23 protein-coding genes are annotated in these 26,133 nt (G+C 60.2%); 15 read left to right on the top strand and 8 right to left on the bottom strand.

All coding sequences use genetic code 11. The annotated features are described in order from the left end of the window. Window positions 1–11: 11 nt before the first annotated feature. Entirely contained in the window at window positions 12–2,231 is a 2,220-nt protein-coding gene (locus V1T76_RS12140; RefSeq protein WP_330560925.1) for an esterase-like activity of phytase family protein, read from the bottom strand. Between the two features lie 225 nt (window positions 2,232–2,456). Here V1T76_RS12140 and V1T76_RS12145 point away from each other — a divergent pair, with 225 nt between their 5' ends. Then, complete coding sequence (locus V1T76_RS12145) at window positions 2,457–3,656, top strand: multidrug effflux MFS transporter (protein WP_330560926.1); 1,200 nt, start codon at window positions 2,457–2,459, stop codon at window positions 3,654–3,656. Between the two features lie 35 nt (window positions 3,657–3,691). Here the strand turns inward: V1T76_RS12145 and V1T76_RS12150 are convergent, their stop codons facing one another. Together V1T76_RS12150 and V1T76_RS12155 are read right to left on the bottom strand one after the other, a co-directional pair. Then, window positions 3,692–4,201, bottom strand: a complete 510-nt coding sequence (locus V1T76_RS12150; RefSeq protein ID WP_330560927.1) for an arsenate reductase ArsC — start codon at window positions 4,199–4,201, stop codon at window positions 3,692–3,694. Between the two features lie 10 nt (window positions 4,202–4,211). Next, a complete protein-coding gene (locus tag V1T76_RS12155) occupies window positions 4,212–4,556 on the bottom strand; it encodes an ArsR/SmtB family transcription factor (protein WP_148583584.1) in 345 nt (114 codons plus the stop codon). A 165-nt stretch (window positions 4,557–4,721) separates the two neighbouring features. Here V1T76_RS12155 and V1T76_RS12160 point away from each other — a divergent pair, with 165 nt between their 5' ends. The 10 genes from V1T76_RS12160 (at window position 4,722) to V1T76_RS12205 (ending at window position 16,856) form a co-directional block, all read left to right on the top strand. Beyond that, window positions 4,722–5,804 carry a pyridoxal-phosphate dependent enzyme gene (locus V1T76_RS12160; protein WP_330560928.1) on the top strand — a complete coding sequence of 361 codons (1,083 nt, stop codon included), beginning with the start codon at window positions 4,722–4,724 and terminating at the stop codon, window positions 5,802–5,804. Next, window positions 5,797–6,939, top strand: coding sequence for a M24 family metallopeptidase (locus V1T76_RS12165; RefSeq protein ID WP_330560929.1), 1,143 nt, complete (start codon window positions 5,797–5,799; stop codon window positions 6,937–6,939). The genes V1T76_RS12160 and V1T76_RS12165 overlap by 8 nt, the downstream gene beginning before the upstream one ends. 18 nt (window positions 6,940–6,957) lie before the next feature. Further along, window positions 6,958–7,701 carry a maleate cis-trans isomerase family protein gene (locus V1T76_RS12170; protein WP_330560930.1) on the top strand — a complete coding sequence of 248 codons (744 nt, stop codon included), beginning with the start codon at window positions 6,958–6,960 and terminating at the stop codon, window positions 7,699–7,701. A 208-nt stretch (window positions 7,702–7,909) separates the two neighbouring features. After that, window positions 7,910–8,047 (top strand): hypothetical protein, encoded by a 138-nt coding sequence (locus V1T76_RS12175; protein WP_006937785.1) that lies wholly within the window; start codon window positions 7,910–7,912, stop codon window positions 8,045–8,047. 110 nt (window positions 8,048–8,157) lie between these two features. Further along, a complete protein-coding gene (locus V1T76_RS12180; protein WP_330560931.1) occupies window positions 8,158–9,192 on the top strand; it encodes an aspartate-semialdehyde dehydrogenase in 1,035 nt (344 codons plus the stop codon). A 456-nt stretch (window positions 9,193–9,648) separates the two neighbouring features. Then, window positions 9,649–10,380 (top strand): TenA family protein, encoded by a 732-nt coding sequence (locus V1T76_RS12185; RefSeq protein WP_330560932.1) that lies wholly within the window; start codon window positions 9,649–9,651, stop codon window positions 10,378–10,380. Window positions 10,381–10,393: 13 nt separating this feature from the next. Next, on the top strand, window positions 10,394–11,287 hold the full coding sequence (locus V1T76_RS12190; RefSeq protein ID WP_330560933.1) for a DMT family transporter: 894 nt from the start codon (window positions 10,394–10,396) through the stop codon (window positions 11,285–11,287). A gap of 783 nt (window positions 11,288–12,070) precedes the next feature. Further along, on the top strand, window positions 12,071–13,711 hold the full coding sequence (locus tag V1T76_RS12195; protein WP_330560934.1) for a methyl-accepting chemotaxis protein: 1,641 nt from the start codon (window positions 12,071–12,073) through the stop codon (window positions 13,709–13,711). Window positions 13,712–14,097: 386 nt separating this feature from the next. Further along, window positions 14,098–15,192: an HD-GYP domain-containing protein gene (locus V1T76_RS12200; RefSeq protein WP_330560935.1), complete on the top strand. Its 1,095-nt coding sequence runs from the start codon at window positions 14,098–14,100 to the stop codon at window positions 15,190–15,192. Between the two features lie 188 nt (window positions 15,193–15,380). Then, the gene (locus V1T76_RS12205; RefSeq protein WP_442970121.1) at window positions 15,381–16,856 is read left to right on the top strand and encodes a methyl-accepting chemotaxis protein; all 1,476 of its coding nucleotides are present in this window, start codon (window positions 15,381–15,383) and stop codon (window positions 16,854–16,856) included. A 96-nt stretch (window positions 16,857–16,952) separates the two neighbouring features. Here V1T76_RS12205 and V1T76_RS12210 read toward each other — a convergent pair whose 3' ends face one another. From V1T76_RS12210 to V1T76_RS12220, 3 genes are read right to left on the bottom strand one after another with little or no spacing between them, the layout of a single operon-like run. After that, a complete protein-coding gene (locus V1T76_RS12210) occupies window positions 16,953–17,975 on the bottom strand; it encodes a substrate-binding domain-containing protein (protein ID WP_330561437.1) in 1,023 nt (340 codons plus the stop codon). A 56-nt stretch (window positions 17,976–18,031) separates the two neighbouring features. Next, window positions 18,032–19,060: an ABC transporter permease gene (locus V1T76_RS12215; protein ID WP_330560937.1), complete on the bottom strand. Its 1,029-nt coding sequence runs from the start codon at window positions 19,058–19,060 to the stop codon at window positions 18,032–18,034. Next, window positions 19,057–20,595 (bottom strand): sugar ABC transporter ATP-binding protein, encoded by a 1,539-nt coding sequence (locus tag V1T76_RS12220; protein ID WP_330560938.1) that lies wholly within the window; start codon window positions 20,593–20,595, stop codon window positions 19,057–19,059. The genes V1T76_RS12215 and V1T76_RS12220 overlap by 4 nt, the downstream gene beginning before the upstream one ends. A 138-nt stretch (window positions 20,596–20,733) precedes the next feature. Between V1T76_RS12220 and mtnK the strand changes: the two genes are divergently transcribed. From mtnK to V1T76_RS12240, 4 genes are read left to right on the top strand one after another with little or no spacing between them, the layout of a single operon-like run. Continuing rightward, window positions 20,734–21,996, top strand: coding sequence for an S-methyl-5-thioribose kinase (mtnK, locus tag V1T76_RS12225; protein ID WP_330560939.1), 1,263 nt, complete (start codon window positions 20,734–20,736; stop codon window positions 21,994–21,996). Further along, a complete protein-coding gene (gene mtnA / locus V1T76_RS12230) occupies window positions 21,993–23,102 on the top strand; it encodes an S-methyl-5-thioribose-1-phosphate isomerase (RefSeq protein ID WP_330560940.1) in 1,110 nt (369 codons plus the stop codon). Before mtnK ends, mtnA begins: the two co-directional genes overlap by 4 nt. Next, complete coding sequence (locus V1T76_RS12235) at window positions 23,099–24,118, top strand: sugar-binding transcriptional regulator (protein ID WP_330560941.1); 1,020 nt, start codon at window positions 23,099–23,101, stop codon at window positions 24,116–24,118. The genes mtnA and V1T76_RS12235 overlap by 4 nt, the downstream gene beginning before the upstream one ends. Next, on the top strand, window positions 24,111–24,779 hold the full coding sequence (locus tag V1T76_RS12240) for a class II aldolase/adducin family protein (RefSeq protein ID WP_330560942.1): 669 nt from the start codon (window positions 24,111–24,113) through the stop codon (window positions 24,777–24,779). Before V1T76_RS12235 ends, V1T76_RS12240 begins: the two co-directional genes overlap by 8 nt. A gap of 13 nt (window positions 24,780–24,792) precedes the next feature. On the opposite strand, the gene V1T76_RS12245 is transcribed toward V1T76_RS12240, so the two are convergent. Both V1T76_RS12245 and V1T76_RS12250 read right to left on the bottom strand, forming a co-directional pair. After that, entirely contained in the window at window positions 24,793–25,296 is a 504-nt protein-coding gene (locus V1T76_RS12245) for a DinB family protein (protein WP_330560943.1), read from the bottom strand. A gap of 22 nt (window positions 25,297–25,318) precedes the next feature. Continuing rightward, the gene (locus V1T76_RS12250; RefSeq protein WP_330560944.1) at window positions 25,319–25,978 is read right to left on the bottom strand and encodes a carbonic anhydrase; all 660 of its coding nucleotides are present in this window, start codon (window positions 25,976–25,978) and stop codon (window positions 25,319–25,321) included. Window positions 25,979–26,133 lie beyond the last annotated feature (155 nt).

Raw genomic sequence — 26,133 nt, forward strand, 5'->3', positions numbered from 1 at the left:
CGTCGAGCGCCTTATTTCAGGCGGCTTGCCGGACCGAGATCGATGAGCTGGGTTTCACCCGGCGCATCGTCGACACCATCATTGTCGGTCACCAGGATAAGACGGCCGTCGGTGGTGATCGTCAGACCTTCCGGCTTGTCGAGAACCCAGCCCTTGCCTTCTGCCAGCGCCGGCAGAATGTCCATGGCATAATGTTTCTCGACGACCGGCATGTCGGAGCCGTAGGCAGCTGGCGTCACACCGTCCAGGGAGATCGTGGTGATCTGTTTGATGGCTGCGTCTTCACCGCCCTTGTTGTCGCGCTCCAGAATGGCGAACTTGCCGTTGCCCATGGAGACGATTTCAGACAGGCCGACCCAGCCACCGGCTGCGCTCTTCGGCTTGTCGAGCGGGTAATGCACGAAGCCCCAGGACTTGTCTGCCGGATCGTAGATGGCCAGCTTCACCATGCCCTTCGGATCGTCCTTCCATTCGCGTTGAACGGCGACAGCAACCAGCGTCTTGCCGTCCATTTCGAACTCGGCAACGCCTTCGAAGGAGAACCGCGCGGACTGAGCGTTGAGTTCTTCGGGAAGCGTGATTTCTTCCTGAACCTGACCGTCGGCCCCGACCTTCAGCAACAGGTGCTGCAGTTCCTTGTCCGGGTTGCCCTCGGAAGCCAGCCAGAAGCCGCCATCCTTGGCAACGGAAATGCCTTCCAGATCCAGTTTCGCCTGCTTGCCGCCCTGAACGGTGGCATAGCCAACAATCTTGGCCGGCATGGAGGAGATATCCAGCGTGTAGATGCGGGCATCGTCATAGAAGCTATCGCTGACCGCATAGAGCTTGTTGGCATCCGCCGGGTCCGCCGCCAGACCGGAAAGAGCGCCCCAACCGATCGGTGCTCCTTTTTCCGGATCAACGTCGGAAGCAACCATCGGGTAGGACGGAGCCTCTGCACCGAACTTGTAGAGGGAGACCTGGGCGCGAACGTTGTCTTCCGCACTGTCGACCTCATTGGCCACCACGAACAGGTCGCGGCTCGGGATTGCCAAAGAGCCTTCCGGACCGACGTGCGTCGGCAGGAACTGGACGAATTCCGGCTCGGCACCGGTGTCCTTGTAGACGGCGACGAAGTTGCCGCGCTCGGAGTTGACGAAAATCAGCTTTTCGCCGCCGAATTCACCAACGGTCACACCTTCCGGCTCGGTGCCTTTCTTGGCTGCGCGCTTGGCCGGATAATGACCGTAGGACATGGCCAGATGTTCCATCTGGTTGCCACTGTCGAACAGGACCTCGCCCTTGGTGTTCCAGATGGTGAAGCCGCGCGAACCGCCTTCATAGTCGCCTTCGTTGGCTGTCACGAAGCGCTCGTCGTCAAGCCAGGCAACCGCATCCGGTTCACGCTTGACGTTTTCGGTCGAGCCGGACGCATCGCTCATGCGCGCCTTGGTAACCGGAATGTTTTCAGCCGAAGCAGTGCCGGCGGAGAAATGGCTGACAACCTCGCCGGAGGCCAGATCGACCACGGCAAGGTGGTTGTTTTCCTGCAGGGTGACGACAACCTGGTTTTTGGAATTGATGGAAACGAATTCCGGCTCCGGATCTGTCGGCGCAATTTCGGCAAGACCGGTCAGGTCGACAATGCGAACCGCGTCACAGTTGGTCGGCGCACCGGTCTCGTCCAGATCGAAGATCGCCAGATGACCGGCCGGCATTTGCGGGATCACGCCGTCGTTCAGGTCTTCGTCGCGCTCGTTCTCAATGGCGATGGCGATGAACTTGCCGTTCGGGGAAATGGCGATGCTGTCCGGCTGCCCCTTGGCGTCGCATTTCGCGGTGATGCCGAGACCGTCGAGCGCAATCACGGCCAGATGACCGGAGGCATTGACGTAATCTTCGGAGGTGTTGACGCCGGCATAGGCGAAATTCTTGCCGACGGTGACCGAGGTCGGCTCACCGCCAAGGGCGGTGCGGCCCATCGGCTGCAGGTTCAGCGGGTTGGCCGCATTGACGAAGACGATGGCTTCGCCCGGGCTGTCGGTGAACACGAGAGTGCGGCCGTCCTTGGTGGCGGAAATGATTTCCGCGACGGTTTCCGTCGCCTGATCCACGCCTTCCGGCAGGGTCTTATAAACCGGGAAAGTATTGATACGCTCAAAATACGCGGCCTGCGCCGCCGAGACCGCGCCAAGGCCGAACAGAACTGAAAGGCTGACACCTTTTAAAAAGCGCCCACGAAGGTTCGCCATTGCACTCGCTCCCATAAATATCGGGTTGATGGTGCGCGCAAGCTAGTTGCCGAGATTACAATATCGGTGACAGTTGCATGAAGGTTTCATGACAACGCACCGCTTGGCTTGAATTTGCATTTCGAGCGCTTACGTCATATGAAGGACTGGTGGCGTTTACCGCCTTCTCCATCTTCCATTCTTTCCCATATTTGTGCCTCCGGCGCATTTTCATCGGATTTTCCAATGCAGATCGGTTTTATCCGCTCCGCCATTGTGCTGGGGCTTCTCGCGGCCGTTGGTCCATTTGCAATCGACCTTTATCTGCCTGCCATGCCGGAAATCGTGCAGGCATTGCGGACGGACGACGCGGCGGTTCATATGACCTTCACGGTCTATTTCATCGCGTTCGGCTTTGCGCAGCTTATCTACGGCCCGCTTGCCGACCGGTTCGGCAGAAAGCTGCCGGCCTTTCTGGGGCTTGTCGTCTTCATCATCGGCTCGATCATGTGCGCCACCGCGGTTGACATTTCAGCGCTGACTTTCGGCCGTTTCGTACAGGCCCTCGGCGCCGGTGCGCCCATGGTCATCGTGCGGGCCGTGGTTCGCGACCTGCACACCGGCCCGCAAGCCACCCGGCTGATGGCACTGGTCATGCTGGTCTTCAGCGTCTCGCCCATGCTGGCGCCGCTGACCGGCAGCCTGATCATCCAGTTCGGCAGTTGGCGTCTGATCTTCGTGGCCCTTGGGGTGATTGCCCTGCTGGCCATGCTGCAAATGGCTTTCCTGCTGCCCGAAACGCTGCCGGCCGAACGCCGGGGCAAGATCGACCCGACAGCGATGATCCGCAGTGCCATCTATCTGATGCGCGACGGCAGGTTCATGGGGCTGACGTTGATCGGCGGGTTCTCGCTGGCGAGTTTCTTCGTCTTCATCGCCGCCGCCCCTCTAGTCTACATGACCCAGTATCAGTTGACGCCTATGGCCTTCAGCCTTGTCTTTGCGCTGAACGCAATCGGCTTCTTCGCTTCGTCCCAGTTCGCCGCCGCACTTGGTGAGCGCTTCGGCATGGGCCGCGTGGCACTGAGGGCGGTCAGCGGCTTTGCTGCGGCCAACGTCCTTCTGGTCATTCTGGTCTGGAGCGGCATTGACGATCTGCCGGTTCTGATGGCCCTGTTCTTCATCGGAAACACCTGCCTCGGTCAGGTTATCGCCCCGGTGATGGTCATGGCGCTGGAAGAACATGGCGAACACGCCGGCATGGCCTCCTCCCTTGGCGGCACCTTCCAGATGGTCGCTGGCGGCGTGATGATCCTGGTTTGCAGCCCGTTCTTCGACCGGACCGCACTGCCTTTGGTCGGCGCGGTTGCCGCATGCGCGCTCATCGCCCTTGCCATTGCACTGCTGACCCTGCGCACTTCGCGCGAGGGCCAGGCCGTCGCCTGAGGCGATATTCCCGAAACAAGTACGCCGGAGCAGCCTTACACGGGCTCTTCGGCAGACTGACCGATCTGATCGAGTTTCTTCTGCAGGGACAAGCGGTCAAGCGAAGACATCGGCAGGTTCACGAACACCGAGATCCGGCTGCTGAGCATCCGGAAGGCTTCGTTGAATGCGACAGCCCGTTCGCTCTCGCTTCCGGCAACGGCTGCCGGATCCGGAAGGCCCCAATGGGCGGACATCGGCTGGCCAGGCCAGACAGGGCAGGTTTCCTTCGCCGCATTGTCGCAAACGGTAAAAACGAAATCCATGACCGGCGCATCCGGCACCGCGAACTCGGCCCAGTCCTTCGATCGCAGGCCGTCCGTCTTGAAATTGAGCTTGCTCAGCAGCGCCAGGGCCTCCGGGCGCACGGCCCCGGCCGGTTGTGAGCCGGCAGAAAAGGCCCTGAACCGGCCTTGTCCCTCCCGGTTCAAGATGGCTTCCGCCATGATCGACCGGGCGGAATTGCCCGTGCACAGGAAAAGCACATTAAAGACATCGCCGGACATCTGGTCCTCCCTACGATGAACAGGTTTCTCCGCAGGCAATCGTCTCGATAACCTGCGCACAAAGCTCCGGATGACCGCCACAGCAGTCGGCCATCAGGAATGTCAACAACTCGCGTATTCCGTCCAGGTCCGCGAAGTACCGGATCGACCGGCCTTCGCGTTCGTTGCGCACCAGCCCGGACTGAAGCAAGACGGCCAGGTTCGCCGACATCGTGTTCTGCCGAACGTCCAGAGCCTCGCCGATCTCGCCGGCGCTCATTCCTTCTTCACCAGCCCGGATCAGCAAGCGGAAGACTTCGAGTCTCGTTTTCTGGCTGAGCGCTCCGAAAGCGCTCAAGGCATCCTTCATATCCATAATTCATGATATTTCGATTCTTCAGCAACAGGCAAGTCTTTTTCGAAGTCGGGCGCAACATCTCGCAGACGGCCTCGTCTGGTTTGGAACCGTCATTTTCCGCAAGACGCTTGCAACCGACCGTCAGAGCTGCTGACCTGCCGGGGAAACCGTGCGGGGCAAACAATGAAAACACTGAAAAACCCTTTTCTCGGCAAAGGCCTTCCGGAACAAAGCGAGCTGGCGGAAGGATCCGTCTCGCAGGACATCGCCGGGGCGGAAAGCCTGTTTCGCAAATGCCCGCGCGCCGATGAAACTCCGCTTCGGGCCTTGCCGGACCTTGCAAGCCAACTTGCGATCGGCAGCTTGAGCCTGAAGGACGAACGGCAGCGCATGGGTCTTGGCAGTTTCAAGGCTCTTGGCGCAGCCTATGCCATTGCCAAACTGGCGGACCAGCGCGTGCAGGACGGACTGGCGCCTTCACACGCCTCAGCGCTAAACAGCATGACCTTCGTCTGCGCGAGCGCTGGAAACCACGGCATGTCCCTTGCTGCAGGCGCGCCGCTTTTTGGCGCTAGGGCCGCCGTCTTCGTCGCCGAAACCGTACCCGAAGCCTTTGAGGCCCGCCTGAAGGCTCGGGGTGCCGACGTTGTCCGAGCCGGGGCCACCTATGAAGACAGCATGGCGGAAGCCCAGAGACGGGCGGAAGCTGAAGGCTGGACCTTGCTGCCGGACAGCACCTGGCCGGGCATGACCGGCCCCGGACACGACGTGATGGAAGGCTATCTGGTGATGGCCGCGGAAATTGCCCGGCAGATCAAGACACCGCCCACACATGTCTTCCTGCAGGCAGGTGTCGGCGGCCTAGCCGCCGCCTGTGCCATCGGCGCTCGCCTGACCTGGGGCAAGGACGTAACCATCGTTGTGGTGGAACCTGAAAATGCGCCCGCTCTTCTTGCCAGCATCGAAGCCGGAAAACCCGTCACGGCTCCCGGTCCGGTGTCGAACATGGGCCGTCTCGACTGCAAGGAACCGTCTCATCTGGCGTTGAAATACCTGGCCCGGGAAGCCGATCTCTTCGTGACCGTTTCTGACGATGAGGCGGCGGAAACAGTCAAATGGCTGGGGGAAAACGACATTGCGACAACGCCGTCCGGTTCGGCCGGCATCACTGCCGTGCGCCACGCTGCCGGTCAGGCCTCAACTCTTGGCCTTGGTCCGGAGACGCGGGTGCTCTGTTATCTCTCCGAAGGACCGGAGGATGTCTGAACAGGATTTTCCGGAAGACGAATTTGCAGCCCGCACCCAAGCCGCCCAAACGGCCATGCGCGCGCAAGGCATCGACGCGCTGTTCTTCACGACGGAAGCCGAAATGCGCTATTTCACCGGCTTCCGAACCCTGTTCTGGCAGAGCCCGACCCGGCCCTGGTTTCTCGTGGTGCCGGGGAACGGCAAGCCGATTGCCGTCATTCCGCAGATCGGGGCGCATCTGATGGCCGCCACCTGGATTGATGACATCCGGACGTTTTCCGCCCCGCACCCGGTCGATGATGGCATCAACCTGCTAGCCGATACTCTCAAAGGCTTTACGAAAATCGCCATGCCGATGGGCCGGGAAAGCGCGCTGCGCATGCCGCTTCGCGATTTTCAGCGCCTGCAGCATCTCACCAGCGGCTCCGAATATGTCGATGGAACGAACCTGATCCAGAGCCTCAGGATGGTGAAATCGGAACGCGAGATTGCTCTGCTCCGCGAAATCTGCGGCATCGGTTCGGCTGCCTACGCCAGAGGACCGAAGCTTTTCCAGGCCGGCCAACCGCTCAACGACGTTTTCCGGTCCTTCCGGATCGAGCTCCTGAGGCAAGGCGCCGACGACGTGCCCTATCTGGTCGGCGGCGCCGGACAGGAGGGCTACGGCGATGTCATTTCACCGCCCTCCGCCCGGCCGCTTCAGGAAGGGGACGTCCTGATGCTCGATACCGGCGCGACCAGAAACGGCTACTTCTGCGATTTCGACCGCAACTTTGCCATCGGCCGGGCAAGCGACGCTGTGAGGTCTGCTCATGAAACACTTGTGCAGGCAGTTGAGGCCGCCGCCACCATCGCCCGCCCGGGGAAAACCTGTGCCGATCTCTTCCAGGCCATGGCCGGGGTTCTGGGCGAAAGCGAAGGGGATGTCGGCCGGCTCGGCCACGGGCTTGGCATGCAGCTCACCGAGGCACCGAGCCTGACCAGCTTCGATCAGACCTTGCTGCGTGAAAACATGGTGCTGACACTAGAGCCCAGCCTGACGCTTGGCCCCGGCAGAATGATGGTTCACGAGGAAAACATCGTCATCCGGGATGGAACACCTGAATTTCTGACCGTTCGGGCAGCGCCGGACATTCCTGTCATCGCCGCATGAAACACCGGGAATAGCGCCATGAAACTGCCCTTCGACTGCGACACGGGATCTGCCACAAAAGCCGCTTTCGGCCTGATCTTGCTGTCGGTTGACGAAACCATCGAGAGCGAATTCCGGCCCCTGTTTCATCAGGAGGGCGTCTCGCTGCTTCACGCCCGGATCGAGAGCGCTACTGAAGTCACCTCCGAAAAACTGATGCAGATGAAGGCCCGGCTGACGGATACTGCCGCCCTTTTGCCGGGCACACGCCCGCTCGATGTCATTGCCTATGCCTGCACCTCTGGAGCAACGGTGATCGGCTCGGACCAGGTTGCTGGCGCGATCCAGCTGCCTCATCCGGGCGCTCTCGTGACAGACCCGGCCCGCGCGGTGATTGCCGCACTCGGACACCTTGGTGTCTCGCGCATCGCCATCGTCTCCCCCTATGTGGCGGAAGTCTCCGACGCGCTCTGTTGTCTTCTGGAAAAGAACGGCGTGACCCCCGCCAGCGTCGGCTCTTTCGGGCAGGCAGAAGAGGCTGTGGTTGCAAGGATCAGCTTGCAGTCCGTTGAAGAGGCAATCTGTAAGGTCGGCGAGGATCCGGAGATAGAGGCCGTCTTTGCCTCCTGCACCAACCTGCGTACGCTGCCCGTCATAGAAACGTGCGAAAAGCGTCTCGGCAAACCCGTCATCAGCTCCAATCTGGCACTCGCCTGGCACATGATGCATCTGGCCGGCTTGTCCACGGCGGGACGCGGACCGGGACGGCTGTTCACCGCGTGATCTGCTTGGGGGCGGTTGAAACGGGCCGGATCGCCCTGTTACCAAAGCGCCTCATCTGACGGAAATGCGAAGGCAAGGGCCGCCTGCCGGGCCTGGCAAAGCATCAATTCGTTCACTTAGCTGGCAACACCGGCCTATTCCTTGTTGACTCGCGGGAATTTCCGGGCAAAAACACCGCCGTCTCAAGTTTTGACGATTGCGAGCCCCGATGACCCGGCTGAAAGCCGACATTCTGGATATGATGTCCCAGGCCCTTGCCAGCGCTACCTTCATGCGCGGCGAGCCGCGGACGGCTGCAGCAACCGCTCTCAAACGCACTACCAAGACCACCAAGACCACCGCTTGACGGTGCCGCTCATCCCGCCTCCCCGGGGATGGGAGGCGCCGGGAGCCGGCCACGCCCATCCAGAACCGGGCGGCTGGCGAAGCGGGGAGACGGACAAGGACTAGTCAAAGATGGGTTTCAAGATCGCAATTGCAGGCGCTACCGGCAATGTCGGACGCGAGATGCTGGACATCCTCGCAGAGCGCGGTTTTCCGGCAGACGAAGTCGTCGCCCTCGCTTCCCGCCGGTCTCAGGGCACCGAAGTCTCCTTCGGCGACAAGACGCTGAAGGTTCAGGCCATGGAGAACTATGACTTCTCCGATACCGACATCTGCCTGATGTCCGCCGGCGGCACAGTCTCCAAGGAATGGTCGCCGAAGATCGCCGCCAAGGGCTGCATCGTCATCGACAACTCTTCCGCATGGCGCTACGACGCCGACGTGCCGCTGATCGTGCCGGAAGTGAATGCCGATGCCGTCGCCGGTTTTGCCAAGAAGAACATCATTGCCAACCCGAACTGCTCCACCGCTCAGCTGGTGGTGGCGCTGAAGCCGCTGCATGATCACGCCAAGATCAAGCGCATCGTCGTGTCCACCTACCAGTCGGTTTCAGGCGGCGGCAAGGAAGCGATGGAAGAGCTGTTCAACCAGACTCGCGCGGTCTTCGTGAACGATCCGATCGAGCCGAGCAAGTTTACCAAGCGCATCGCTTTCAACGTGATCCCGCACATCGACAGCTTCATGGAAGACGGCTACACCAAGGAAGAGTGGAAGGTGCTGGCGGAAACCAAAAAGATGCTCGACCCGGCCATCAAGGTGACCTGCACCGCCGTGCGCGTGCCGGTGTTCATTGGCCACTCGGAAAGCGTCAACATCGAGTTCGAAAACGAGATCACCGCAGAAGAAGCGCGCAACATCCTGCGCGAAGCTCCGGGCTGCCTCGTCATCGACAAGCAGGAAGACGGCGGCTACATCACGCCTTACGAAAGCGCCGGCGAAGATGCGACCTACATTTCCCGCATCCGCGAGGACGCGACGGTCGAAAACGGGCTCAACATCTGGGTCGTTTCCGACAACCTGCGCAAGGGCGCGGCACTCAACGCCGTCCAGATCGCCGAGGTTCTCGTCAACCGCGGCCTGATCACCCCGAAAAAGGCAGCAGCCTGATCAAGAGTTCAAGCGGGCGCCAAACGGCGCCCGTTTTTTTGAGGGTATCCCGGGTCGTCGTCCCGGACGCAGCAAAGCGGAGAGCGGGGCCGGCGATCCAACGCCTCGGCTGAAACGGCGATCAATCGCCACCGTTTTCAGCCCCTGATCCCGGCTCGCGCTACGCTTGGCCGGGATGACGATAGACGGGATTCGGCTCGGCCGAAGCGTCGTAGGTCCCTGGCGCACATGTTTTGCAACATCCTCCCCTTGCTGCGTCTTCCCTCTTGCTCCTGCTCATCCTGAGGAAGCGCGAAGCGCTGTCTCGAAGGGTGAGCTGGAAAGCACGGATCTGCCCCGGCTCTGAACCCGCTTTTGCGCCTCGCAGGGTTTTGGTGTTGACAGGCCTCCAAAAGCGCAGCACCTCTGTCTTCCCTTTCCCCGGCGGTTTCAGGACTTCCAACGAGTTGCATTCCCATGTCATCTGCATTTGACGGATCGTTCGGCGATTTCCGTGCTCAGTCTCCCGACGCTCTTTTCACCGACTGGCTGGCGGCCCGCGCCGAGCCCTATTGGAGAGAGGCAACCGGCCATCCCTTCACCGTTGCCATTGGCGACGGCACCATGCCCGAAGCCGCCTATGCGCGATATCTGATCGAGGATTACACCTTCGTAAACGATCTCGCCTCCACCCTGGGCTATCTCGTCGCAAAAGCCCCCGGTATGCCGGCCAAATCCCGGCTTGCCGGTTTCCTGGCGCTGCTGACGTCAGAGGAAAACGACTACTTCCTGCGCTCCTTCAAAGCGCTGGGCGTGGAACCGCAGGTTTATGAAACCGCGGCGCAAGGGCCGGTGACCCGTGCCTTCTCTCGGCTCATGCTGGAATCGGCCGGACAAGGCAGTTACGCCGAAGGGCTTGCCTGCCTGCTCTGCGCCGAATGGTGTTACCTGACCTGGGGCGTGCGCGAAGCCAGGAAACCACGCCCGGATGCGTTTTATCTGGCCGAATGGATCGACCTTCATGCCGTCCCCGGCTTCGAGGCCTTCGTGAACTGGATCCGCGCGGAAATGGACCGGATAGGCCCCAGCCTCACGGAACCCGAACAGGCCAACATTGCGGATCTCTTCCGCCGGATGAGCAAACTGGAAGCCGCTTTCTTCGAAACCGCCTGGACCGGCAACTTGCCCGCCCTGGAGGAAGACGTTTAACGGACCTGAACCGATGTTACTCTTTGAAGCCGCAGCCCTCGGCGCGGCAGCCTTGTGGGCACTGACCGGACTTCTGTCCACCGGCCCCGCCCAGCACCTCGGCGCCATTACCTTCAACTGCACCCGCATGGTGCTGGTGGCGATAATGCTGAGCGCCTGGGTCTTCCTGACCACGGGCTGGGGCTCCATCAACGAAGCCCTGATGCTGCCTCTGGTTCTGTCCGGGTTCATCGGCATCTTTCTGGGTGATACAGCCCTTTTCCTGACGCTGAACCGCATGGGTCCGCGCCGCACCGCGATGCTGTTTTCGCTGAATGCGCCCATGTCGGCGATCCTCGGCTGGCTGCTCTTGAACGAAGACCTCAGCCCCACGCAGATGGTCGGCATCGGCCTCACCTTTCTGGGTGTTCTGCTCGCCATTCGTTTCGGCAAACGCAAGTCTCAGCTTCACAAATGGGAAAACATCAAGGGTCCGGTCTGGATCGGCGTGCTTCTCGGCCTTGCCGCGGCGCTGTCCCAGTCGGTCGGTTCCCTGATTGCCCGTCCGATCATGGAAACCGGTGCTAACCCGGTTGCCGCCTCCAGCATTCGTGTCGGCGTTGCCGCGCTTGGGCTGCTGCTTCTAACGCGCCTGCCGGTCCGCTGGGTCAAGCCGGCAGGAAACTTCACGTTACCGGTCGTCGGCTTGATTGCCATTTCCGGTCTGCTCGGCATGGGTCTCGGTATGACGCTGATCCTGTTTGCGCTTTCCGGCGGCGAAGTCGGCATCGTTGCGACCCTGTCGGCGACGACACCGGTTCTCATGCTGCCGATGATGTGGTGGCGAACGAAGGAAGCCCCTGCTGTCGGCGCCTGGGTGGGCGCTGCAGGCGTCGTTGCGGGCAGTGCGCTCCTCTTTGCCAGTTAGGCACGGAGAACAGGGCCTGACAGTCAGGATTTTATCGAGGATGGAGGAATATGGGAGCCGGTTTAGAACCAGTACGTTGCAGCGAACTGCAAGCGGGTTGTGCCGATCTCAACCGGCTCCCTAACGCCAGTATAAATGTATCATAAAAACACCCGAAACTAAGTTCGAGGACCGCCCGCCCCCCGAGAAGGCAACCGGCAAAAATACTTGGCTAACACACCAGCTTTACGTTTCAGCCTAAAAAGCTTCACCGCTCGAGGCAGCCAAGGTCATCTTATGCCCCTGCGTAATATCTACTATTCCCCAAATGGGGAATGTGTGCTCACTTTCTTGCAAAAAGTGCCTAGGGGCGCCTTTACAGCGGATAGGAAGCGGCTTGGAGAAATCCGCTATGCCAAGGCTTGGGGGACCATACTGCCATAGGCAAAGCCACTCCACGCGCCCTGAATTTTCCTGTACCCCTACCCAAGGGCGAACCCTCCCGCTCGCATCAACTCTGCGTCAGGAGCGCGGCCCTCAAGAGGTTTCTCGGCCTTGATCGGGTCAGCCCGAAAAAAACGCATAAAAAGAGCAAAAAAGCACAGCCTCAAGACCATCAAGATTACAGTAAATCCAGGAAAACGACTGTCCGGGTCATATGAACTCGCCTTCATTGTTAATTTACGAAAATCATTAAAAATAAAAGCCTTGTTGAGGCCGGGGGAAACTATGAAAGATTTCTTATCCAAGTTGAGTGTGACTTCGACGCTTGCGATTATTTCTGCAAGCGTTCTTGGAGTTTCGATGATCGTTGTGGGCTTTATCCTCTACCAGGTAGCCCTCGGCCAGGCGCAGGATCGCGCACAGGTCAAGCAGGACATCAACCTGCGTGTTGCTGCCACCCTTTTTGAGGACCGTATTGACGGGGCAAAGGTTACCTGGGACTCAAAAAGCAACGTCCAGCGGATCGAACTGACAGAGATGCCGACGTTCGAAAACCATGACATGATCGACGCCGTCGGGCGCATGACAGGTGAAACCGCGACCGTTTTTGCCTGGGACCCCGAGACCAAGGATTTCTGGCGCAAGACCACCAACATCATCAAGGGTGACGGCAAGCGGGCGGTCGGAACCCAGCTTGGCCAGAACGGCGCGGTTTATCCCGTCGTAACGCAAGGCAAGACCTTCCACGGCCAGGCCACCATTCTCGGCAAGGACTATTTCACGGTCTATCAGCCGATCTTCTCCACCACCGGCGATATTCTCGGCATTCTTTATGCCGGCGTTGAAAAGGCTGCGGTCGAAGCAAACGCATGGGAATTGACCAGCCGCTACGCAATGCTGGTGCTACCGGTCGTAGCCGTGTCGGTGATCCTCCTCATCCTTGCCATCCGCCGCCAGCTCCGTCCGATTACGAGACTTGCGGAAATCACCGATCAGATTGCGCAGGACAACCTTGCTGATGAGGTTCCGTTCAAGGAGCGCTCCGACCAGATCGGCACGCTGGCCCAGGCCGTCAGCACGCTGCGGGACCGGGCGGTCGAGCGGATCGAACTCACCGAAAACCAGCGCACGTCCGAGGCCGAGGCCATTGACCGGCAAAACCGGGTTCAGCAGCTGATTGAATCCTTCCGCACCAACGTCTCCAACGTCCTCAACTCGGTCAATGAAACCGTGCAGGGCCTGGAAGGCACCGCAGGTCACCTGTCCGACCTCTCCGGCCAGAGCGCCTCGAGTGCGACCGAAACCCTGAACTCTGCCGATGAGGCAACCTCAAGCGTTCAGACGGTGGCCAGCGCCGCGGAAGAACTCTCCGCTTCCATCAGCGAAATTTCCCGCCAGGTGGCACAGACGACGGAAGTTGTCGGCCGTGCAACCGAGGGCACGCGCATGACCAACGAGAAGGTGGAAGGTCTTGCCGCTTCCGCTTCCAAGATCGGCGAAGTGGTGACCCTCATCCAGGCGATTGCCGAACAGACCAACCTTCTGGCCCTCAACGCCACCATCGAGGCGGCACGCGCTGGCGAAGCCGGCAAGGGCTTCGCGGTCGTTGCGGCCGAAGTGAAGGAACTGGCGACCCAGACTTCCAAGGCAACCGAGGAGATCAGCGCGCAGATCACCGCCATTCAGGATGCGACCAAGGACTCGGTCGGTGCAATTGCGGAAATCACCAAGATCATGGAAGAGGTGAATTCCTACACCAGCACCATCGCCGCAGCCGTTAGCCAGCAAGGCTCGGCCACCGGCGAGATCTCTCAGAACGCTCAGAACGCTGCCGAAGGTACCACCTTCGTGTCCTCCTGCATGTCGGACCTCTCCAGCGCGGTCAATCAGACGTCGCAGGCTTCCCAGTCGGTTCTGGACGCCTCGGAACTTCTGTCCTCACGCACGGAAGAACTGAAACAGGAAGTGGAAACCTTCCTGAGCGGTGTCGCAGCCGCCTGAGACTTTCAGCAAGAGACATTTCCCCTTCAGAAGGCGCGGTTCCCCCACCGCGCCTTTTTTGTGTCCGGCAGCATGTCCACCAATCCAGGCACACAAGGGTGTGGAACCATAAATGAAAGCGAATTTGGGCCTTTCCAGGAACTGCAGCAGCGTGCAGCTTCCTCCGCCATCAACTCATTGTGCGCCGCACAAAGAAATAACCCGATCGCCTGAAGTTTCTCAGAAAACATGCCGCAAAGAGCGCATAAGAAAATTTTCCTGCACTTAAGTCACCACAATACCTGGGCATTTTTACATGCAACTTATACTAAGTCTTTTTTAGGTTTTTTTAGGGTTTTTCTACAATCCTTGACTCGACCCAAAATTGTTTCAGATGCCGACTAATCATGGTTCAAATTTTAATTGCGGCAGTAGATTTCGGAAATTTTCCATCGCGATTTGCGAAGATAGCGACTCTTTATCCAACGAAACGAATTATCTTTTCCGAAGCCAACTTTCGGAAGATCAAGCCGCGCACGCTTCTACTGGTCGATTTTCTTGATCTTGGACCTGCCCAGATCGATATTCTGCGGGCATTTTCCAGAAGCGGCCAAACCGTCCCGACACTCGGCATTGTCGAGACAAAAAGCCGGCACAATGTGCTGCAGGCGCGCGAACTGGGCTTCTATAATCTTATCGACCGAGAGGATAAATTCTCGAACCTGTTCGAAAAGATACGTGAAGTCGTCGGCGACTATTCGAAGCCGACACTTCCCGGCCGGTTTTCTGAAAAGATCGTCAAATCGGTCGAAACCACCAGCATGGGTTTGAACCTGATGTCGGCGGCAGCTCTCACCGGAGCCCCCTTGCCGATGCGGTTTCTGGCGACCAACGCTCAGGACATAACCTCCGCGATCATGACGGAAGGTCTCGACAACTGGCTGAGCGCGGTCCAGTGCCACCACAGTCACACCTTTTGCCACACGATGATGGTTGCCGGGCACACGGTGTCCTTTTCACAGTCGCTCGGGCATTCCGAAGCGGAGCAGACGTTGCTTGGTCTTGGTGCGCTCGCGCATGACCTCGGCAAGGTCAAGATTCCGCTTTCAATCCTGGACAAGCCAGGCAGGCTGACCCGGGAAGAACGTGAACTGGTCAACAAACACCCGCAATACAGCGAGGAAATTCTCGCATCTCGGCAGGAAGTCCCCAAACAGGTTGTCGAAATGGCCCTGTGGCATCATGAGTTTCTGGATGGAAGCGGCTATCCGAACGGCCTGAAGGGAAGTCAGATCCCGGAGGCGGTCAGACTTCTGACGATCAGCGACATCTATTCCGCCCTCACCGAAAAACGCGCCTACAAGGAAAGCCTGAGCCCGCGACAGGCCTTTGCGATCATGTTCGAGATGAATGGCAAGCTCGATATGGATCTTCTGCGCAAGTTCCGCGCCCTGGTGCTGAGTTCCGAATTCGGCCACGTTCGCCGCAGAGCCAGGGCCTGAGGTCGACAGGTGCCTACTCAAGATAGGCTGGCGGCACAGTAACTCCACAAAAAGTTGAGCGCGCGATCAACAAAAAGTGTTGTCTACTTTGGAGTTTTCCTCAGCTCCGCAGGTCCCCTCAACGCATTCTTCAAGTTCCCCAGTGACAATAGCTCCCAAACTTAGGCAATCATGGGAGTAAAAAGGTGCTGTTTTCAGGGTCCAACAAGTGGAAAGCCGCCTTTGATGCGTTCAGCCGCTCTCAGGCGATCATCGAGTTCACCCCTGAAGGTGTGATCCTGGACGCAAATCCCAATTTTCTGAAAACGATGGGATATACCCTCGACGAGATCAAGGGAAAGCATCACAGCATCTTTGTCGAAAAGTCCTACACGGCATCGACAGAGTACAAGACGTTCTGGAAAACGCTGGCGAATGGCGAGTTTCAGTCCGCCGAATACCTGCGCCATGCCAATGGCGGCCGGGAAGTCTGGATCCAGGCCTCCTACAATCCGATCCTCAACAGTGCCGGCAAAGTGGTCAAGATCGTGAAGATCGCCACGGACATAACCGAGCGCAAGCGCAAGAGTGCCGACTTTGAAGGCCAGGTCGAAGCGATGAACCGGTCGCAGGCCGTGATCCACTTCGATCTCGACGGCACGATCCTGGAAGCCAACGACAACTTCCTGTCCGCGATGGGGTATTCCCTCGACGAGATCAAGGGCCGCAAGCACAGCATGTTCGTCGAAAAGGACCACGGCGAAAGCGCGGAGTACCGGCAATTCTGGAAAAACCTGTCTGAGGGCAAATTCCAGTCAGGCGAATACAAGCGCATTGGTAAAAACGGCCGCGAAGTCTGGATCCAGGCCACCTACAATCCGATTTTCGATTCCACCGGCCGTCCCTTCAAGGTCGTGAAATTCGCGACGGACCGCACCGCGCAGGTTGTCGAGCGACGCCGCCGGGCTTCGGTTCAGGAGAGGATCGACCAGGATCTGTCGGAGATCGCTACCGCCATCTCCAGCACGACGGAACAGGCCAACACCTCCGCGTCTGCGTCGGAACAGACCTATTCAAGCGTGCAGGCGGTTGCGGCCGCAGCCGAAGAACTCGTTGCCTCCATCCGGGAAATCAGCCGTCAGGTTCAGACCGCGCTTGAAGTGTCTCAAAGCGCGGCAACCGAAGCCGAGCGGTCCAGCGACATCATGAGCGGCCTGTCGGAAGATGCCAAAACCATCGGCTCGGTGATCGAACTGATCAACGGCATTGCAGACCAGACCAATCTTCTAGCCCTCAACGCAACCATCGAGGCCGCAAGGGCTGGCGAGGCCGGCAAGGGCTTTGCGGTGGTTGCCTCCGAAGTGAAGAGCCTCGCCGCGCAGACCAGCAGGGCGACAGAGGAAATTTCCAACCAGATCGGATCCATGCAGGAGACCACCGGCCAGGCGGTTTCGGCAATCGAGTCCATCCTGGAGGTCATCAGAAACGTTGGCGAAATCGCCGCCAGCATCGCGTCCTCGGTCGAGGAGCAGTCGGCGGTGACGAACGACATTTCCTCCAACATACATTCGGCTGCACAGGATGTGGAACGCATCAACACCAACATGAAATCCATTTCCACGGCGACCACCCAGATCGACGTGGCCACCAAGAATGTGAAACAGGCCTCTCAATCCCTGATGTGAGCCACCGGCTCACGGTGGGTGACCGCCGGCAGACCTGAACAACAAAAAACCCGGTGCCTGGGCACCGGGTTTTGTTTTGTTTTATGAAACCGGGTCTCAGCGGGCCGGAAGCGGGATCCACTCTGCAACGGACACATCCGCATGCTGGAACTGCGGCATCTTCTCGCCCAGTTCTTCCATGTTCTTGACGTCCTGTTCGTTGAGGAACTCCTGGGTGATCAGGGTCGGCGGAACGACAACCTGCTTGCCCGGGTCTTCACCTGCCAGCATCAGCGCCAGCGTACGCACGCTGACTTCGCCGACCACCGCCGGGTTGGTTGCAACCGTTGCCGCCCACGCAGAATCCGGTTCGCGCATGGCGGAGATATCGGCCGTGGAAACATCCGCGGAATAGATATCGATATCCTGGTTCAGACCGGCCTCATCGACCGCGATCTTCACGCCCTTGGCAAATTCATCGTAAGGGGCGAAGACGACGCTAATGTTCGGGTTGGCCTGCAGCACGGAACGGGCCTGGTTGGCAACGGAGTTGGCAATCGGGTTGTCAAGCGTGCCGAACATGGCCGCTTCCTTGATGCCCGGATTGGCTTCCTTAACTTCCTTCCAGGCGACATCGCGGCGATCCAGCGGCGCGATACCCGGCACATAGACATAGCCAGCGGTAAAGCTGTCGCCATTGTCCTTGATCGCCTGTTCCAGCGCCAGCTTGCCGAGCAAGTAGTCGGACTGCTCGATCTGCGGGATGGCATCGTTTTCAACGTTGACGTCGAAAGCGACGACCTTGATGCCCGCATCGACAGCGCGCTGTGCGGCGGCCTTCATGGATTCGGTCAGGCCATGCTGGATGATGATGCCGTCGACCCCAAGCGCAATGGCCTGGTCGACCATGTCGGCCTGAAGGGCGGCATCCTGACGGCTGTCGAGAACGCGCAGGTCGACACCAAGGGCAGCGGCCTGTTTTTCGACGCCCGACAGGTAGGACTGGAAGAAGTCGCCGGTGGACAGATACCGCACCAGGGCGATCTTCACGTCTTCCGGCTTGTCGAAGGGTGCCGGCATATCGGCTGCGAAAGCCGTTCCGCCGGAAAGTCCGATCCCGGCGGCAACCGCCAACTTCATGAATTCACGTCTCAGCATTTGTTTTCCTCCCAATGGAAACGGCGCCATTCAGGGCGTCACGCTGTTCTCCGGCCCCCGCGTCGCGAGGACAGGTAGAATGTGAAGACAAGGGCGGCGACCAGTACCGCGCCCTTGACGAAATCCTGCATGTAGTAAGGGGCGTTCATCATGGTCAGCCCCTGAAGAAGAATACCCACGAACAGCGCACCAGCGGCCGTGCCGAAGGCGTTTGGCCGGGCGGCGCCAAGCACCGCGAAACCGATAAGAGCGGCAGCCACGCTGTCGAGCAGGAGATTGTTGCCCGAGGCAATGTCCCCACGGCCCAGACGCGCGGCCAGCAGAATGCCTCCGACCGATGCCAGCATGCCGGAAATCATGTAGGCCACGATCTTGTAGCGCTGCACGTTGGTGCCGACCAGTTCGGCGGCCCGTTCGTTGGAGCCGATGGCATACATCAGGCGGCCATGCCGGGTGTACCCCAGGAAAAGCCAGATCAGCAGCGCGATCAGCAGGAACACCACCACCGGCACCGGCAGCAGCCGGTCGAGGAAGAGATCGAACCGATGCCTACCAAGCCACAGGAACGCTGCGGAGAACGTACCTTCCGCGACAACGCCCTCACCCAGGCTCATTCCGGTCGCGATCGAATTGCCCTGTGTCGGAATACGCTGCAGCCCGATCAGCAGGAACATCATGCCGAGCGTTGCCAGGAGATCCGGCACGCGCATCTTCACGATCAGGAAGCCGTTGATCAGCCCGACGACTGCCCCCATCACCAGGCAGAGCGTAACGGCCACAAAGGCTGATTGCTCCAGCACCACCATGGAATAGGCCGACAGCATCAACGCAGATGTGGCGACCGACCCGATGGACAGGTCGAACCCGCCCACAACGAGCGTACAGGTGACCCCGAGCGCCAGAATACCGGTAATGGCCACCGATTGCAGAATGAAGACCGCCGAACGCGGGCTGGCAAAGCCGCTGGCATAAAGGCTGAAGAAAAGCGCCAGTCCGCCGAGGAGGACAAGGAAGCCGTAGCGGATGGCAAGTTCGAGCGGGTTCTTGTTCATTGTTCCGGTATTCATCCTGCCATTGCCTGCGTTGCCGCCTCGTGCTTTCCCCGCCCGCTTGCCGGGCCGGAGACATCCGCGACCAGACGGTTCAGGTCGACGTTCTTGTTGATGTATTCGCCGACAATCGCAGCCTCGTGCATGACGACGATGCGGTCGGCGATTTCCAGGGCTTCGTCGATTTCCGCCACGAAGACCAGCGTCGTGCGCCCTTTCGCGGTCTGCCGGATATAGTGACCTATGTCCCGCCGGGCGCCGATATCGACCCCCTGGAAAGGTTCATCCAGCAGAAGGACCCGGCTCGCCTGTAACAGCCAGCGGCCGATCATCACCTTCTGCTGATTGCCGCCCGACAGGGTGTTGATGCCGTCACCATTGCCCTGACAGACGATGCCGATCTTGCCGATCATGTCATCGGCGGCCCGGCGCTGCCCGCGTTCGCTTAAGAAAGAAAACCGGCTGAACGCGCCCAGGAATGGCAGCGTCATGTTGTTGGCAATGTCGAAGTCCGGCACCACGGCGTTCACGCTGCGGTCCTTGGGCGACATGAAGACACCCTTGGAAACGGCGTCTTCAGCGCTTTTCGGCGTGTAGTCCTTGCCGTCCAGCCGCAAGCTGCCGCCCGCCGGTTTCGCAAGGCCGAACAGCACTTCCGCCAGTTCGGTGGTACCGCTGCCGAGCAGACCGGTCAGGGCAACCACTTCGCCTTCGCGGGCGGTCAGATCGATCTGCGGCCCATTCTCGAAAAGACGAATACCGTCGACTTCCAGAATCGGATCGCCACCGGCGACCGGATCGATATCCACCTCGGTCATCTGGTGGCCAAGCATGGCGTTGACCGCGCCTACATAATCCAGGGGCTCTGTCTCGAACAGACCGGAGATCGCCCCGTCACGCATCGAAACAATCCGGTCGGCCACCCGGCGGATGTCCGACATGCGGTGGGAAATATAGAGAATGGCGACCCCTTCCGCGCGCAGCCGGTCGATCAGCGCAAACAGGCGGTCAGCTTCGGAAGCGGAGAGGGAAGAGGTCGGCTCATCCAGAATGAGCAGTTTCGGCGCTCGGGCCATGGCGCGGGCGATGGCGATCATCTGCCGGTCGGCGACCTCCAGATCCGCAACGCGGGTGCGCACGTCCATGGTCAGACCCATGCTTTCGGCAACCTTGCGGGCCTGCCGGCGCAGTTTCCTGTCGTTGACGAAAAAATCCGCGCCCGGCTCGGTCAGGAGATCGAGCGTCAGGTTGGTGGCGACGTCCAGATCCGGAATAACACCGTCATCGATGGACTGGTGCACGGTCACGACGCCCTTGGAGATGGCATCGGCCGCATCGATCGGCTTGAAGGGCGCGCCGGCCAGCTCGATCTCGCCGGCATCGGCAAAATGATAGCCGCACAGGACCTTCACCAGCGTCGATTTGCCGGCACCGTTGGCTCCCATCAACGCCGTGACTTCGCCGGCGCGCAGCTCCAGATCAATCCCCCGAAGCACATGGTTGCGCCCGAAGGACTTTTCCAAGCCGCTCAATTTACAGGTGACGTCTGGCACCTTTCCTCCCGATTTTTATGCGAGTTCCTCCCCCGCTTGTCATCGTTACAACACGCTAAATAGGCATTTGTCAACTGTGTTGACTTTTGAATAATCTTGACCATTATCGGGGCAAAATAGGGAGGAACAAGACCCAAGATGAACACGCCAGACCTCTATCGGCCCCTGACGCCGGAAACCCTCGGCGAGAGACTTTCCGGGATTTCCGCGGTCGCGGACAGGATCGGAGCAGACCCGTCTGACTGGACCGTTCGCGAAGTGGGCGACGGCAACCTGAACCTCGTCTTCATCGTCGACGGGCCGAAGGGCACCCTTATCGTCAAGCAGGCGCTGCCCTATGTTCGCCTGGTCGGCGACAGCTGGCCGCTGCCGCTGTACCGCGCGCTTTACGAGAACCATGCGCTAGTGCGCCAGGCTGCGCGCGATCCAGGCGCGGTGCCTGAGGTCTATCACTTCGATGAAGACCAGGCGCTGATCGTCATGGAATACCTCTCGCCCCACAAGATCCTGCGGCGCAAGCTGATCGACGGCGAAAAGGTCGCCGGGCTCGGCGCTTTCCTCGGCACATTCTGCGCCCGCACGGCGTTTCGCGGCTCGGAACTGTCCATGAAGAGCGCCGACAAGAAGGCTGATGTCAGCCTGTTCACCGGCAATGTCGAAATCCCCGCGATTACCGAGGCGCTGGTTTTCACCGACCCCTATTTTGCGGCAAAGATGAACCACCACACGGAAGGTCTCGACCCCGTTGTGGCAGACCTGCGCGCCAACACCGCCCTGAAGGCAAAGGTGCAGCGGTTCCTGATGAAATTTGCCTCCAACACCGAAACGATGGTGCATGGCGACCTGCACAGCGGCTCCATCATGTCCACGGACAGCGACAGCCGCGTGATCGATCCGGAATTCGTGCAATACGGCCCGCTCGGGTTCGATATCGGCATGCTGACAGCCAACTTCCTGATGGCCTACTTCAGCCAGCCGGCTCACCGCAGCGCGGAAAACCTCGACGATTTCCAGGAATGGATCCTGTCGGTCATCACCGAAACTTTCTCCGCGTTCGAAGCCGAGTTCACACACCTGTGGAACACCGAACGCACCGGCATGCTTTTTCCGGCTTGCCTGTTCGAGGATCAGGGGCAGGCGTCCGATTTCGCCTGTGCCGGTCTTCTTGAGGAAATCCGCACCGAGGCCATGGGGTATTGCGGCATCGAGATGCACCGCCGCACCCTGTCGCTTGCCCATAATGCCGATTTCGAGGAAATCGAGGACAAGCAGCTGAAGCGCCGTCTGGAAACACGCAACCTGCTCATGGGCGCCGACCTCATCCTGTCGCCTGAAAGTTACGGCTCGACCGATGCGCTTGTGAAGCTTGCGCGCCAATTCAACAAGAAGGACATCCCATGAAGGTCAACGGCACTCATTACCGCTCGCTCTGGTGGGATGACGACAAGGCCGCCCTGCAGATCATCGATCAACGCTGGCTGCCGCATGAATTCCGTATTCAGCAGGTCGATACGCTCCAGGACTTTGCAGATGCCATCGTCGAAATGCGCGTGCGCGGCGCTCCGCTGATCGGCGCGACCGCCGCCTACGGCATGGCACTTGCCGCCAAGATCGATCCGTCCAACGCCCATCTGGACACGGCATGGGAGTTTCTCGACAAGACCCGGCCGACTGCCATCAACCTGCGTTGGGCGCTCAACCGTTGCCGCGCGCATCTACTGCCCCTGCCGGAGGCTGACCGGGCGGAAGCCGCACTGAAGCTGGCGCATGAAATTTCCGACGAAGACGTCGGCATCAACCACAACATCGGCCAGAACGGCCTTGAGATCATCCGCAAGATCGCAGCGGGCAAAAAGGACGGCGAACCTGTTCGCATCCTGACCCACTGCAACGCCGGCTGGATCGCCACAGTCGACTGGGGCACGGCAACCAGCCCGATGTACCAGGCGCATGACGCCGGCATTCCGATCCATGTCTGGGTGGACGAGACCCGCCCGCGCAACCAGGGCGCCCTCACCTCCTGGGAACTGGGCAGCCACGGCATTCCGCACACTTACATCACCGACAATGCCGGCGGCCATCTGATGCAGCACGGCCTTGTCGACATGGTCATCGTCGGCACGGACCGCACCACCCGCCGCGGCGACGTCTGCAACAAGATCGGCACCTATCTGAAGGCGCTGGCCGCCAAGGCCAACAATGTGCCTTTCTACGTCGCCCTGCCGTCCCCCACCATCGACTGGACGGTGGATGACGGCGTTGCCGAAATTCCGATCGAGGAACGCCAGGAGCGCGAAGTCACGCACATTCAGGGGCTGACGGACGACGGCAAGATCGGCGTCGTGCAGGTGACACCGACCGGTACGCCAGGCGGCAACCCCGCCTTCGACGTTACGCCGAACCACCTGGTCACCGGGCTGATCACCGAACGCGGCGTCTGCGAGGCCAGCGCCGAAGGCCTTGCCGCTCTCTTCCCGGACCTCAGCGGGATTGCCAAAAGCGCATGAGCCCGGGCCCGACCAGCTCCCGGCCTTCCAGCACCAGGGCCGCGGCACCAGCCGCGGCCACAAGGGCGCGCAGCCAGGACGATGCCATCATCGAGGTCACCTGGTGCTACTACCAGGAAGGCATGAACCAGAACGAGATCGCCGAACGCCTCGGCATCTCGCGGGCAACAGTCGTCAACTATCTGTCGGAAGCGCGAAAGCGCGACTATGTCCGCATCACCTTGGATACGGACATCTTCCGCGAACATGATCTGGCCCGCCGCCTGGTCGACCGCTTCGGCCTGCAGGACGCCATTGTCGTCCCCTCGTCGCCGGCCGGGGCCGACCAGTCGCTCGACCGGGTGACCCGGGTGGTCGCCGACTGGCTGCCGGGCCTGCTGGAACCGGGCGACCGGCTCGGTGTTGCCTGGGGCGAAACGGTGTATCGGGTTGCGGAAGCCGCTCCCCGGGTAACCGTGCCGGACCTGACCGTGGTTCAGCTCGTCGGCTCGCGCCCGGCGGCACTCGGCTTTGCCGCGGAAACCTGTTCGGCAACGCTTGCACGCCGCTATGGCGCGCACTGCGTCAACCTGCATGTGCCGCTGCTCTTGTCCAACCGGGCCCTGGTGGAAGAACTGAAGCAGGAACCGGTTATCCGCATGCAGCTCGATGCGGTGGCCGACTGCAACAAGACCATCTTCGCTTGCGGCACCTGCACAGCGGACAGCCACGTGGTCCATACCGGCCTGCTCGACCCCTCCGACATCGACCCTTGCGCGGAACGCGGTGCCATCGGCGTGATCTGCGGCCGCCTGATCGACCATGACGGCAACGGCCTCAACCGGGAAATCGAAGACCGGATGATCGCGGTTACCCTGGACCAGATGCGCGGCAAGGACATGGGATTGCTGGTCGGCTCCGGGCCGGACCGCGCGAAACCCATGCTGGCGGCCCTGCGCGGCGGTTATGCAACCCACATCGCCACCTGCTCGGAAACGGCGACAGAAATGCTCAATCTGACGGAAGACAATGCTTAAGACGCCTTATCAGGACACACCCGACCTTCGCCAGGCCATCATCGAAGCCTGCAAGGAAATGAACAGCCGCGGCATCAACCAGGGCACATCGGGAAATATTTCCGCGCGCGCCGGCGACCGGATGATCATCACGCCCTCCGGCGTGCCCTATGACCGCATGACACCGGAGATGCTGGCCTCCATTCCGCTGGACAGCGACGGCGCTTTCGAGGGGCCGCTGCCGCCGTCAACCGAATGGCAGTTCCACCTCGCCCTGCTCAAGGAAAAGCCGGACATGCACGCGGTCGTGCATGCGCATCCGGTCCATTGCACTGCGCTGGCGATCAACCGGATGGAAATCCCCTCCTGCCACTACATGATCGCGCTTTTTGGCGGTGACACGGTTCCCCTGGCGGGTTACGCGCTCTTCGGCAGCGACGAACTTGCACGGGAAGTGACCGGCGCCATGAAAGACCGGCACGGCTGCCTGATGGCCAACCACGGCGCTGTTGTTGTCGGCGAAACTCTCGAAAAGGGGCTCTGGCGACTGGAGGAACTGGAAATCCTGGCCAAGGCCTACATCCTCAGCCGCACCATCGGTTCGCCGCACATTCTGTCCAGTGCAGAAATCGATGCGGTGCTGGGCGCAGTGAAGAACTACGGCATGAAGACGGAAGTCTGAACCGGCTCGCCGATCACACCAGATCGGGCATGAACGGCAGATCGGTGACACCGATGTCGTGCCCGGCCTGCGTCAGCAACGTCGACACCTGGCCGCGATGATGGGTCTGGTGGTTGAACATGTGGGTGACGAGCAACCAGCGCGGCCGGGACCGGGTGATACGATCCTGGCCGCTGGTCCATTCCTGGTCCTCGGCCAGCCAGTCGATGGTCAGCCATTCGGCAAAATCGGAAATCTGCAGGCACATGTCGAAATGAGCGGCTTTCAGCTCGTCGAAACTCTCGTAGAGGTCGACGCCCATGCCCTTGATTTCGTATTTGCGGCCCGTGAAGCGGCCCATCCAGGCTCTGTCGGCAAACAGGATGTGATTGAGCGTTGAATGCACGGACCGGAAAAAAGCACCCCGGTCCGCCTTGCGGTCTTCATCGCTCATCTGGTCCGCGGCAGCATAGACCTTTTCAGTCATCCAGCTGTTGTATTTGGCCATTCGGCGATAGAGCGTCGGATCGACAAGCATCGTTATTCTTTCCTCGCTGCGCTTATCCCGCCGCTTCGAGAACACTCGGGGCAGTGGTGCAGAACCTCTGGGTATCGGGATCCATCACCCGCAGCTCACCGGACCCGATGTCGAACCAGGAGCCATGTAGGTTGAGCACGCCTTCCTGAACCGCTTCCTCGATGAACGGGAAGGTCATCAGGTTTTTCAGGGACTGCCGGATACCGGCATATTCCATGGCAAGCTGCGGATCGTCCGCCTTGTCCACCGGCATGCAGGCCATTGCGATGGCCGCCGGTTCCAGAAGCTTGATCCAGCGCCCGATAAACTTGCCCGTCGCCATCGGCGCGTTGGCGTTTTCCCGGAAGGCTTTCACACCGCCGCACTGGCCATGCCCCATGATGACGATGTGCTTGACCTTGAGGCTGTTCACCGCGAATTCAATCGCCGCGCTGGTGCCGTGCTGCCCTTCGGTGTCCTCGTACGGAGGCACCAGGTTGGCAACGTTGCGCACCACGAACAGCTCCCCCGGCCCGACGTTGAAGATGCCTTCTGGAGTCACGCGGCTATCACAGCAGGAAATCACCATCACGTCCGGTGTCTGGCCATAGACCGCCAGCCGTTCATGGGTTTCCTTGTACCTGACGAACCCCTTGTTGAGGTAACGGCCGTAGCCTTCGAGAAGATGTGCGGGGAAAGTCAAACTCAAGTCTCCAGCTCTTGTCACCCGGGCCCGGCGGCCTGCGCCGGAAAGGGGCAGGCCGGCCAACCGGAACGGCGGCGCCTGGTGCAGCATCTGTCTCAACGCGCACCGGCGGGCAATCGATAGGGCATCGCCCCTGCCGGCATAGATACGGG

Source organism: Roseibium sp. FZY0029 (assembly GCF_036350355.1).
GTDB lineage: Bacteria > Pseudomonadota > Alphaproteobacteria > Rhizobiales > Stappiaceae > Roseibium.

Excerpts from the sequence above, each read along its gene's own strand:
- V1T76_RS12165 (WP_330560929.1), top strand. The coding sequence starts at position 5,797 with ATGTCTGAACAGGATTTTCCGGAAGACGAATTTGCAGCCCGCACCCAA.
- V1T76_RS12150 (WP_330560927.1), bottom strand. The coding sequence starts at position 4,201 with ATGTCCGGCGATGTCTTTAATGTGCTTTTCCTGTGCACGGGCAATTCC.
- V1T76_RS12215 (WP_330560937.1), bottom strand. The coding sequence starts at position 19,060 with ATGAATACCGGAACAATGAACAAGAACCCGCTCGAACTTGCCATCCGC.
- V1T76_RS12180 (WP_330560931.1), top strand. The coding sequence starts at position 8,158 with ATGGGTTTCAAGATCGCAATTGCAGGCGCTACCGGCAATGTCGGACGC.
- mtnK (WP_330560939.1), top strand. The coding sequence starts at position 20,734 with ATGAACACGCCAGACCTCTATCGGCCCCTGACGCCGGAAACCCTCGGC.
- V1T76_RS12160 (WP_330560928.1), top strand. The coding sequence starts at position 4,722 with ATGAAAACACTGAAAAACCCTTTTCTCGGCAAAGGCCTTCCGGAACAA.
- V1T76_RS12240 (WP_330560942.1), top strand. The coding sequence starts at position 24,111 with ATGCTTAAGACGCCTTATCAGGACACACCCGACCTTCGCCAGGCCATC.
- V1T76_RS12155 (WP_148583584.1), bottom strand. The coding sequence starts at position 4,556 with ATGGATATGAAGGATGCCTTGAGCGCTTTCGGAGCGCTCAGCCAGAAA.
- V1T76_RS12195 (WP_330560934.1), top strand. The coding sequence starts at position 12,071 with ATGATCGTTGTGGGCTTTATCCTCTACCAGGTAGCCCTCGGCCAGGCG.
- V1T76_RS12190 (WP_330560933.1), top strand. The coding sequence starts at position 10,394 with ATGTTACTCTTTGAAGCCGCAGCCCTCGGCGCGGCAGCCTTGTGGGCA.
- mtnA (WP_330560940.1), top strand. The coding sequence starts at position 21,993 with ATGAAGGTCAACGGCACTCATTACCGCTCGCTCTGGTGGGATGACGAC.
- V1T76_RS12245 (WP_330560943.1), bottom strand. The coding sequence starts at position 25,296 with ATGCTTGTCGATCCGACGCTCTATCGCCGAATGGCCAAATACAACAGC.
- V1T76_RS12200 (WP_330560935.1), top strand. The coding sequence starts at position 14,098 with ATGGTTCAAATTTTAATTGCGGCAGTAGATTTCGGAAATTTTCCATCG.
- V1T76_RS12145 (WP_330560926.1), top strand. The coding sequence starts at position 2,457 with ATGCAGATCGGTTTTATCCGCTCCGCCATTGTGCTGGGGCTTCTCGCG.
- V1T76_RS12140 (WP_330560925.1), bottom strand. The coding sequence starts at position 2,231 with ATGGCGAACCTTCGTGGGCGCTTTTTAAAAGGTGTCAGCCTTTCAGTT.
- V1T76_RS12210 (WP_330561437.1), bottom strand. The coding sequence starts at position 17,975 with ATGAAGTTGGCGGTTGCCGCCGGGATCGGACTTTCCGGCGGAACGGCT.
- V1T76_RS12235 (WP_330560941.1), top strand. The coding sequence starts at position 23,099 with ATGAGCCCGGGCCCGACCAGCTCCCGGCCTTCCAGCACCAGGGCCGCG.
- V1T76_RS12170 (WP_330560930.1), top strand. The coding sequence starts at position 6,958 with ATGAAACTGCCCTTCGACTGCGACACGGGATCTGCCACAAAAGCCGCT.
- V1T76_RS12185 (WP_330560932.1), top strand. The coding sequence starts at position 9,649 with ATGTCATCTGCATTTGACGGATCGTTCGGCGATTTCCGTGCTCAGTCT.
- V1T76_RS12175 (WP_006937785.1), top strand. The coding sequence starts at position 7,910 with ATGACCCGGCTGAAAGCCGACATTCTGGATATGATGTCCCAGGCCCTT.